Annotated in this window: 5 protein-coding genes and 1 pseudogene; 3 read left to right on the top strand and 3 right to left on the bottom strand. The window is 71.0% G+C overall.

Annotated elements, in window-relative coordinates; translation table 11 throughout:
- Positions 1 to 233 precede the first annotated feature (233 nt).
- The 3 genes and pseudogenes from ACFU5V_RS41385 to ACFU5V_RS41375 all read left to right on the top strand — a co-directional run.
- Positions 234 to 722: a pentapeptide repeat-containing protein gene (locus ACFU5V_RS41385; RefSeq protein ID WP_378706994.1), complete on the top strand. Its 489-nt coding sequence runs from the start codon at positions 234 to 236 to the stop codon at positions 720 to 722.
- A gap of 130 nt (positions 723 to 852) precedes the next feature.
- Positions 853 to 1341 carry a DUF4188 domain-containing protein gene (locus ACFU5V_RS41380; protein ID WP_378706992.1) on the top strand — a complete coding sequence of 163 codons (489 nt, stop codon included), beginning with the start codon at positions 853 to 855 and terminating at the stop codon, positions 1339 to 1341.
- Positions 1342 to 1377: 36 nt separating this feature from the next.
- Positions 1378 to 1629, top strand: a pseudogene (locus tag ACFU5V_RS41375) (hypothetical protein); the annotation flags it as partial.
- Here ACFU5V_RS41375 and recD read toward each other — a convergent pair.
- The 3 genes from recD to recC are packed head-to-tail and all read right to left on the bottom strand — an operon-like array spanning position 1547 to position 9974.
- The gene (gene recD, locus ACFU5V_RS41370; RefSeq protein WP_378706991.1) at positions 1547 to 3415 is read right to left on the bottom strand and encodes an exodeoxyribonuclease V subunit alpha; all 1869 of its coding nucleotides are present in this window, start codon (positions 3413 to 3415) and stop codon (positions 1547 to 1549) included. The pseudogene ACFU5V_RS41375 and the gene recD sit on opposite strands and share 83 nt — an antisense overlap.
- Positions 3412 to 6753, bottom strand: coding sequence for a UvrD-helicase domain-containing protein (locus ACFU5V_RS41365; RefSeq protein WP_378439771.1), 3342 nt, complete (start codon positions 6751 to 6753; stop codon positions 3412 to 3414). The genes recD and ACFU5V_RS41365 overlap by 4 nt, the downstream gene beginning before the upstream one ends.
- Complete coding sequence (gene recC / locus ACFU5V_RS41360) at positions 6711 to 9974, bottom strand: exodeoxyribonuclease V subunit gamma (RefSeq protein ID WP_378706989.1); 3264 nt, start codon at positions 9972 to 9974, stop codon at positions 6711 to 6713. Before recC ends, ACFU5V_RS41365 begins: the two co-directional genes overlap by 43 nt.
- Between the last annotated feature and the right edge of the window lie 88 nt (positions 9975 to 10062).

Raw genomic sequence — 10062 nt, 5'->3', positions numbered from 1 at the left:
GGTCGGGGTGCGTCCGATCTCGATGTCGATCATGCATCACTCGCTTCCCCGCGCCCCTGCCACGATGTGTCTCACGACCACCCTGGCAACAAACGCAAAAGGGGTGCGTCCGCCGAGAAGGGGTGCGTCTGCGCTTCGACCCCGCCGGTGTCGCCGTTCCCCGTGCGCCGCCGGGCGGTCGGCACTAAGTTCGGCGATGACGGTTGAGGTTCTACGCGAGGGGGCGGTCCGGCATGGGCAGGACATATTTCAGGGCACTGGGCGCGGTCGCGCTGGCCGGGGGTGCCGCACTTTCTGCGGGCGCAGGCACGGCCGGGGCGGATGTGCTCACCGAGATCAACGGCTGCAGGATCGTGGCAAATCCGAGCCCCGAGGACCGTACGACGTGCCCGGGCGCGGATCTGAGTTCGGCGAACCTGGCGGGCCTGAACCTGAGTTTCGCCGACCTGGCGGGCGCGAACATGAAGCGGGCAAACCTCACCGGCACCAACTTCGCCGCCGCGGATCTGTCGCACGCCGACCTGAGCGACGCGAACATCACGGGTACGAACTTCACGGACTCGCAGCGCAACGCGGTGATCCTGTACAGCACGGACATCGACATCTTCGGCACGATCGTCGGGGACCTGAACATCACCACCGAGCCCGAATGGTCGACCGACGCCCACGAGCGCGCGCTCGCCTCGGTCGTGCCGGTGACACCGCAGGTCCCGTTGCCGTAATCGACTCCGCACCATCCACCCGGGTCGCACTCTGTGCGGTCCGGGTTTTCGTATGCCCGCACCCTTGACATTGGATACTGCCACTATCCATTATTAGATAGTTCCGATACCCAACCTTGGGAGGCGTCAGATGACGACGATCGAACCCGCCCGTTCGACGCACCACTACGACGGCGAACTGGTGGTCTTCCTGATCGGGATGACCATCAACCGGCCGTGGCGGCCCGACCTGTGGTTGCCCACTCTCGTCGCGATGCCGAGAATGCTGCGCGAACTCTCGGAGGACCCCGATTCGGGTCTGCTGGGTTACCGCCTGACGTTCGAGGGGCGCGGCCCGACGGTGATTCAGTACTGGAACTCCGTCGACAAGTTGTACGCCTACGCCAGTGACAGTCAGGCGAAGCACCGCCCGGCCTGGGCCGCGTTCAACCGCCGGGCCCGCAAGGCACCGGGCGCCGTCGGCGTCTGGCACGAGACCTATCCGGTGGACCGCGCCGAGTCGATCTACGTCGGCACACCGGCGATGGGCCTGGCCCGGGCGACCACCCGCGTGCCCGTCGCGCGGAAGTTCAGCGCCGCCCGCGACCGGCTGTTGCGCAGCGGTACCCACGAAGACTGATCGAGTCAGGAGACTGCCATGGAACCCTTGATCGCCCTCGTCGCCATGGTTCCGCCGTCTCTGCCGAACCCGGGGCTGCTGGTGACGCTGACCGGTCTGCTCGAACTCGCCGGTGCCGCGGGACTGCTGATCCCCCGCACACTTCTGCAGGTCGTGTTCCTGTCGGCGACGCTCGCCGTCGTGATCTCGTCCGTGCGGGGCCGGGCTACGGAATCGCCCTCCGCAGACCACTCGCTCGCAGCACCCGGCGTTGCACTCCCGCCCGCACCGCACCCTCGGTCCCGATGATCCGCACGTGCTTTCGCGCACGGGTGATCGCGGTGTACAGCAGTTCGCGGGTCAGCAGCGACGACGCCGCGCCGGGCAGTACCACGGTCACCGTGTCGTACTGGCTACCCTGGCTGCGGTGAATCGTCATCGCGTACACCGTCTGCACCGCGGACAGATGCGTCGGATGCAACAGGAGCGGTTCGGTGCCCCGCACGAATGCGGCGAACAGCTCGTCGTCGTCGCGGCGCACGATCACCCCGGTGTCGCCGTTGTAGATCTTCGTTTCGTGATCATTGGCGGTCACCATCAGCGGCTGGCCCGGATACCAGCGATCCGGGTCCAGTCGCTGCCCGGTCGACTGCCCGATCCACTCCATGGCCTGCCGCGCCCACCGCTGCACCCCGTACGGACCTTCCCGGTGCGCGCACAACAGCCGGTGCTCCTCCGAATGTCGAAGTGCAGCAGCGGCATCGCCGGATTCCGCGGAATGGGTGACCGCGGCGGCCGTCGCCACCACGTCCGCCTGCAGTGCGCCCAGATCCTCGGGGCCGTGGAACGACACCTCGGGAACACCGCGCGACAGGATCTCCACCACCTCGTCCGGCTCGCCGCTCCGCACCGCGACGGCCAGCTGGGCGATGGCGCCGCCGAAACGCCGTCCTCGGCTGAGCCGGACCACGCCGCCCCGCAACCTGTCCCGTTCGCCCGCACTCAACGCGGCCTCGAGCGGGTCGTCGGCGGCGTCGAGATCGTCGCCGACGACCCTGGCGAGCACCGGATTCTCGGTGCCCGACACCGGCCGGGCCACGAGATCGGCGAGGACCGCGCCCGCGTCGACGGACGTCAGCTGATCCGGGTCCCCGACGAGCACCAACTGTGTGTCCGGGCGGACGGCCTCGAGGAGCCGGCACATCATCGTCAGCGACACCATCGACGTCTCGTCGACCACGATCACGTCGTACGGCAGGTGATTGTTCGCGTTGTAGCGGAACCGGCTTCCGCCACCACGCTGCCACCCCAGCAGACGATGCAGCGTCATCGCTTTCAGTTCGCGCGGCAATCCGAGTGCGTCGGCCTGCTCCTGCACCGATTCCTGCAACCGCGCCGCGGCCTTCCCGGTGGGCGCGGCGAGCGCGATACGCCGTCCGGGTCCGGGCTGCCTGGTCAGCAACGCCAGCACCCGGGCGACGGTGTGGGTCTTGCCCGTTCCGGGTCCGCCGACCACCACCGACGTCCACTGGGTGGCCGCGACCGCGGCCGCGATCCGTTGTCGATCCGGCGACGGAGCCGGTGCCGTCCGGTCGTGCTGGTCGCGGAACAAACTGTCCAGCCCGTCCCGCAGCGACTGCTCGTCGACGAGGGGGTACCCGACGGCGCGCTGGTCGAGAATCCGCCGGATGGTGGCTTCCTGCCGGAAGTACCGGTCGAGGTAGAGCAGCCCGCCCTCGGCCGTGTCGACGAGCCGCAGCGGTCGGAGCGGTCCCGCGGGACCACCCGTGACCAGCGGGCTCCGGCGCAGAGCCGCGACGACGGTGTCGTCGTCCGGCCAGGGCAGGACGTCGAGATCGACCTCGGATTCCTCGTCGACGGTGACTTCCCGGAACCGCGTCAGGTCCAGGCACACCGAACCGGACCGCACCGCCCGCACCGCCAGCGCCGTCGCCAGCACGACGTCTTCCGAGGATTCGCCGCCGAGCGCCGACAACCGCAGCGCGACGTGCACGTCCGCGGCGGCCAGCACCCCGGCCTCGTTGAAGATCCGCAGCATGCCCTTGCCGCGCTGCGCCACCTGCACCTCGGTCATCGCGCCGTCTCCGCTGCGGAGGCCGACCCGGACAGCAGATCGGACAGCTCGGTGATCAGTGCGGCGGGCGGTGCCCAGTCGAAGACTCCGCAGCCCGGTGGCGTGCCGGGCCCGACCATCCCGCGAACGAACAGGTACTGCACACCGCCGAGGTGCACCGCCGGATCGTAGTCCGGCTGCCGCCAGCGCAGGTAGCGATGCAGCGCAACGGAATACAGCAGGGCCTGCAGTGGATAGTGCGCCCGCAGCATTTCGGCTGCCATCCTCTCGCGGGTGTAGTGCGCGGTGGTCAGGTCGCCCTGCGCGAGACGGTTGGTCTTGTAGTCGACCACGACGTACCGCGGTCCCGGCAGTCGCAGCACCGCGTCGATGCTGCCGGTGAGGTACCCGCGCAGCGGGGTCGGTTCGAGTGTCTGCACGGCGTCGGCGTACGACCGGAGTGGGTCGTCGTCGGGAAGGTGGGTGCGCAGCAGTCTGCCGACGCCGTCGAGCATCACGGTGAGCGACGGCGTGTCGCCGCCGGCGAGGGGCAGTTCGAAGTCGAGTTCCGCCAGCAGGTCTGCGGGTGCCAGGTCGGCGAGTGCCCCCGCGCCGAGCGGAGTGCGCAGCACCGGTACCAGTGCCGCGGCGAGCTGGGCCGGATCGACGTCCGACAGGGTCGACGCGATCACGTCGCGGCAGCATCGCAGGACTTCGTCGTCCAGATCGGGTGCCGCCGTATCGACGATCTCGAAGACGGCGTGGACGAGCGTGCCGAATGTCGCGCCGCCCGGTAGTTCGTTCATCGTCGACGGCAATCCCGCGGTGACGTCGTCCGGCGCGAGCAGTGGCGGTTCGGCCGGCTCGTCCGTCTTCTCCTCGACCTCCGCTTCGCTGCCGACGGCGGGCGCGTCGTGTGCGGACGCCGTCAGCGCCGAATACGACGTGCGACGCCACCGCGTGTCCAGCAGCCGGCGGAACCTCGCGGCCTCCAGGTCGCCGCTGGGCTCACGCTGCGGTGTCCAGCCGACCCGCGGGATGGGTTCGGAACCCACCGCCTCGACGGTCACCGTCTCCGGCGCGGCCGCGCCCCAGGCGGACAACCGTTCGGCGACAATGGGATCCTCGGGGACGGTGACCTTCTGCGGGACGTCCCGCTGCCCGGGCTGCCGACCCAGGATCATCCGGTGCAGCGGCGCGCCGGCCGTCGTGAACGCCGGCGCCCACCACATCACGAGCCCGCACATCGCGCGGGTGACCGCGACGTACAGCAGTCGCAACTCCTCCCCCGCCTCTTCCGCGTCGTGCCGGTTCCTGCGGTCCGCGTAGCCGGGGCTGCCCGGGCCACCGACGTCGAGGACGCGTCGGCCGTCGTCGTCGTGCAGAAGCAGTTTGCTCGGTTTCGAGATCTTGGCGGCGTCCCAGGCGTACGGCAGGTAGACGAGCGGGAATTCGAGGCCCTTGCTGGCGTGGACGGTCGCGATCTGCACCGCCGCAGCGTCGCTGTCGAGGCGCCGGCTGCGGTCCACCCCGCCCGAGGACGGATCCTTCATGCGTTCGGTGAGCCAACGGGTGACCGCCGTCAGGCCGAGCGACTGCTCGACGGCCGCACTGTTGAGCAACTGCGCCACGTGCCGCAGATCGGTCAGCGACCGCTCGCCCGCGGCCACCCGGAGCAGTCTCGCCTCCAGCGCGCCGACCGCGGACAGTCGTTCGAACAGCGCCGCGAAACCGGACTGCGCGAACACCGAGCCGAGCTCCCTCAGCTGCCCGCCGACCTCCGCGACGATGTCGTCGCCGCGGGCGTCGAGTTCCTCCGCGGTGTGGCCGAGCAGTGGGGTGAGCGCGGCCAGCCGCACCCGGTCGGCGCGGTGCGGCTGCTCGATCGCCGCCAGAATCCAGAGCCAGTGCTGCGCAGCGGGAGTGGTGAAGACGCTGGCCCCGCCGGCGAGCACGGACGGCACCCCGGCCCGGTCGAGGGCGTCGTGGACCAGGGTGATCTGGGCGTTGGTGCGCACCAGGACCGCGATGTCGCCGGGCTCGACGAGTCGGGCAGTTCCCCCGACGTCGAGAGTCGCGCCGCCGTCGAGGAGGGCCACGATGTCGGCGGCGAGGTCTGCGGCGATCTTCTTCCGGAGCGGACCCACGGCGGGGTATCCCGACTTGTTGATCGGCCCGGCGCCGGTCCGCGGCAGGTACCGCAGTCGCAGCGGAACAGCGCCCGTCAGGCGCGATTTCGGCCTCGCACCGTCGACGCGGTGCACGACGATCTCGGGATGCCCGAGTGCGGCGCCGCCGTGCAGGTATTCGAGGCCGTCGAGGAGTTCCTGATCGCTGCGCCAGTTGGTGGTCAGTTCCTGGTGCCGGTCGGCGGAGCGCACGGCGTCCAGGTAGCTGAGCACCTCGGCGCCGCGGAACGCGTAGATCGCCTGCTTCGGGTCGCCGACGAGCACCAGCGTCCCGCTGCCGTGGAAGGTTCGGCGCAGGATGTCCCATTGCAGGGGGTCGGTGTCCTGGAACTCGTCGACGAGCACGACGCTGTAGCGTTCGCGGACCCGCCTGCAGGCCGCCTCACCGTGCTCGGGATCGCTGAGGACGCGGTGGAGGAGCATGGGCAGATCGTCGAAGTCCCGCAGCCCCACCGCGCGTTTGCGGCGCTCGACCTCGGCGCGAACCGCCTGGGCGAACGCCACCCGATCTCCGGCCGGGGTGCCCCGCGCATCTTCCGGCGCGAGCACGGCCTGCGGGTCGAAGATGGCGGCGCGGGCGGCGGCAGTGGCCTCCGCGGGGGTGAAGGGCGCGGAGTCGGCGCGACTGTACGCCCGGAGGTACAGGTCGGCGATCACCTCCGTCGTGAGGTCGTCGGCGGCCTCGACGAGCACCGTGTCGGGGTCGCGTTCGCCCGCGATCCCGAGCCCGTCGAGCATCCGCTGGCAGAAGCTGTGGGTGGTGACGATGGTGGCGGCGTCGAAGTCCGACAGTGCCTGCAGCAGGCGCCTGCGACGCAGCGTCACCACGTCGGTTTCGGCCTCGGCGAGGTGCCGGATCACGTGGTCCGCGCTCAGCCGGGCCGCCGCGGGGTCGGCCAACGCGGCTGCGGCGGAACCGAATCGCTCACGGGTGCGTTCCCGCAATTCCTGTGTCGCCGCACGACTGAACGTCACCAGCAGCAACTGCGACAGGTCGACACCGCCCTCGGCGACGAAGCGGGCGGCCAGCCCGACGATCGCGTAGGTCTTGCCGGTACCGGCGCTCGCCTCGAGCACCGTCGTGCCCTCCGGGAGCGGACCGAGCAGGTCGAAGCTCCGCGCGGCGGTCACGGCTGCGCCACCGTCTCGGCGGCGAGCAGCGGCGCCCACAGTTGCCGGGCGTAATTCTCGATCGTCACCGCGTCGCCGAGGACGTCGATGCCGGGTGAGGACCCGTACACGTACGTGATGTGGCGGTCGCGTGCGTCACCGAAATCACTGCTCCATTCCTTCCGGGCCGCCTCGATCGCATCCTCCATGCTGCTGCCGCCGTGCCGTCGCTCGGCGTAGGCCGCCGACGCGCCCGTGGCGATCGGCAACGGCGCGTGCAACCCGAGATCGCGCAGTTCGACCAGTCGCACCAGTTCCTCCAGCGCGTTCTCCGGCGCCGTCAGGGTGGAGCGCCACGCCGGGCGGCTGTACGAGCCGCGGCCGGTCGTCACGGCCGTCCATTCGGTGTCGCCGTCGTGGTCGGATGCCGCGACCGCCAGCAACTGGGCCCACGCGGTGAGGCGGTGCTTCGGTCCGAGCCTCGAATACGTGGTGGTCGCGATCACCGATCCGTGCACACCCCCCACGGTCCCGGTGAGGCGCCGCCCGTCGCCGAGATCGACATCGACGTCGACGGTCTCCGCGCGCCCGACTTGCACGGACCCGCTGACCGCGACGAGCGACTCGACCGCGTGCTCGATGTCGCCGAGCACCGACTCCCCCAACTTGAACGGCGGCAACGTGCCCCGGCGCCACTCGGCGGCGCGGAAGTCGGCGGGTTCGGTGCCCGACAGCCGCGCGAGGAGCATCCTCTGACCGAGGTCCCAGCGGGCGAGCGGACCGGGGGCCACGTCCAGTGCGTCGGCGAGGTCCTCGTCCACGTCGGGGACCCGCAGCCCGAGCCGTTGCCGCAGGAACGCCTGCGTCGGGTGCACCAGGAACGCGACGAGTTCCGCGAGGTCGACGACCTCCTCCGGCGTCGGCGGCACCAGCGGCGCCGGCAGGAACGCGGGTTCCGGTTCGGGCGGGTGCTGCGCGGCGCGGGCACCGGCCAGCGCCGCCCGGTCGAAACTGAACGGGCGCTCGGGCCGGAAGTTGCGGGCGTCGAACGGCTGCAACGGATGCCGGGTCACGACGCCGGGGAGGGCATCGCTCCCGACGGTGGCCGCGACCGCGTCGAGCAGTTCGGACAGCGGGATCGCAGGAGGCCGGGACATGCCGGTGACGGGGTCGGCACCCGTGTAGAACAGCAGCAGCTTCTCACTGGCGGACATGACGGCGTCGAGCAGCAACTGCCGGTCCTCGCTACGCGGATCACGTTCGCCGAGAAGAGGATTACGAGCCAGGACGTCGTCGCCGTCCACACTCACGCCCCGCGGGAACACCTCGTCGTCGAGCCCCAGGAGGACGACAACACGGTGCGGCACCGACCGCATCGGCACCATCGTGCACACCGTCAGCTCCCCGGTGCGGAAATTGGCCCGGGTGGGACGTCCCGCGAGCCGGGTGGCGAGCATGGCGCGCACGTCCGACAGTCGAAGGACAGTGTCGCCGCCGTGCTCCGTCGCCGCCCCCAGTTCCCTTCGGGCCTGCGCCAGTTGCCACGTATCGGCGGCACCGACGTCGACGAGCAGGTCCAGCGCCCGGGTGAGCGCGCTCGACCAGTCCGTGACCGACTGCGGCCCGGCGAGCCCGCGCAACGCGACGTCGAGGCGGTCGACGAACTCGGCCAGCCTCCCGGTGAGGTCGATGTCGTTGCTGTCGACGTCGTCGAGCGGAAGAGCCAAGGCGAGCCATTCGCCCGCGGACTCGTCGGCCGCGGCGCCGAGCAGGATGCGGTCGAGTGCGGTGGCGAACGTGTTCTGCGGGAAGTCGCCGAGACCGAACGCCGCGCGCTGTCGCGGTCCGATACCCCAGCGGGCACCCGTCGCGGACACCCATTCCCGGATCCGTTCGAGGTCGTCGTCCCCGAACCGGAACCGCCTGCGCACCGGGGCGGCCGCCGACAGGTCCAGAATCTGGCTCGCCGTCACCCTCGCGTCGGCGAGTTCGAGGAGGCTGGACACCACGGCGAGAACCGGATTGGTCTGGTGCAGGGCCCGGTCAGCGAGGCGGACCCGCAGACGGTGGCCGGGGTGCCCGAGCACGTCCTGCCCGAACGCGGCTCGGATCAGCGGCGCGTACGACTCGACGTCGGGGCACATGACGAGCACGTCGCGCGGTTCGAGAGTCGGATCGTCCTCGAAGAGATGCAGGAGGCATTCGCGCAGGACCTCCACCTGGCGGGCCGGCCCGTGGCACGCGTGGACCTGCACGGACGCGTCGGCGGTGCACTCGGCGAGCGCAGGCGCCCGGTCGTCCCGGACATCGGCCTGCAGGCACCCCAGCAGAGAGTCGGGCGGCGGGGGTCCCGCGTGGTAGCGGTCGTCGACGTCGAGGCGGGTCAGTCTCGACTCGAGTTCGCGCACGTCCCGCGCCAGGCTCGACAGCAGCGGGTGGGCGACGGACAGGGCGGTGTGGTCGTCGGCGCGCGCGAGGACGCCGTCCGCGGTGGACAACGACGACCACAGTGCGGGGCTCGGATGCGGAATCCACAGGTGCACATCACGATGGACGGCCAGCGCGGCGAGGACGGCGATCTGATCGGTCGCGAGGCGCGTCGGACCGAACAGCGACAGCCGGCCGGGGAGTTCGACGAGGTCCGGTTCCTCGCGCAGCCGGGCGCAGGCGGAGTCGAGGCGCTCGGCGGGCGCGGGGCCGCCGATCCTCGTGCGCAGCCGTCGCCACAATTCGGCTTGCCAGAGCAGGTCGTCGTCGAGCGGGCCGCCCGCACCGTCGGTGTTCCGGCCTCCCGCCCAGTCGACCAGCATCGCCGGCCGCTGCGCGGCGTAACTGCGGAACAGTTCGGTCAGGTGCGACGCCGTCGCGTAGCGCCTGCCGGGCCGGTGATCGTCGCCGTCGGGGCCGCCGTGCCCGAGGTGTTTCGCGAGGACGGCGCACCAGGGTTCGCCGAGGCAGTCGTCGACGACACCGAGCAGCGCCCACAACACCCGGGACGGATGCCACGGGTCGTCGTCGGCGGACACTCCGGTGGCGGCGGCGAGGCACTCGTCCACGAGCCGGGCGGGTGACGGGAAGCCGATGTTCGCGGCCACCCCGTCGCCGACGCCGGGCCGGGCACCGAGCGCGGTCGACAGTCGCTGGGTCAGCCAGCGCTCGACACCCTTCGCCGGGACGGCGACGACCTCACGGGCGAACGGATCGGACAGCGGGGTCGCGAGCACGTCACCGAGAGCCGACGCGAGAGTGGTGGAACGCTCGGCGCGATGCAGTACGAGCACGTGGCCTCCCTTCGCTCCCCAACTCCGGTCGGCTCAGACTTACCACACCCCACCGACCCGGGAGGCCACTCTGCAGGTGAGCGGCACG

Source organism: Rhodococcus sp. NPDC057529 (assembly GCF_042802055.1).
Taxonomy (GTDB): Bacteria; Actinomycetota; Actinomycetes; order Mycobacteriales; family Mycobacteriaceae; genus Rhodococcus_F.
This window is presented reverse-complemented; position numbering and strand designations above follow the sequence as displayed.

Coding starts and splice junctions, on each gene's coding strand:
- ACFU5V_RS41380 (WP_378706992.1), top strand. CDS start 853: ATGACGACGATCGAACCCGCCCGTTCGACGCACCACTACGACGGCGAA.
- recD (WP_378706991.1), bottom strand. CDS start 3,415: ATGACCGAGGTGCAGGTGGCGCAGCGCGGCAAGGGCATGCTGCGGATC.
- ACFU5V_RS41385 (WP_378706994.1), top strand. CDS start 234: ATGGGCAGGACATATTTCAGGGCACTGGGCGCGGTCGCGCTGGCCGGG.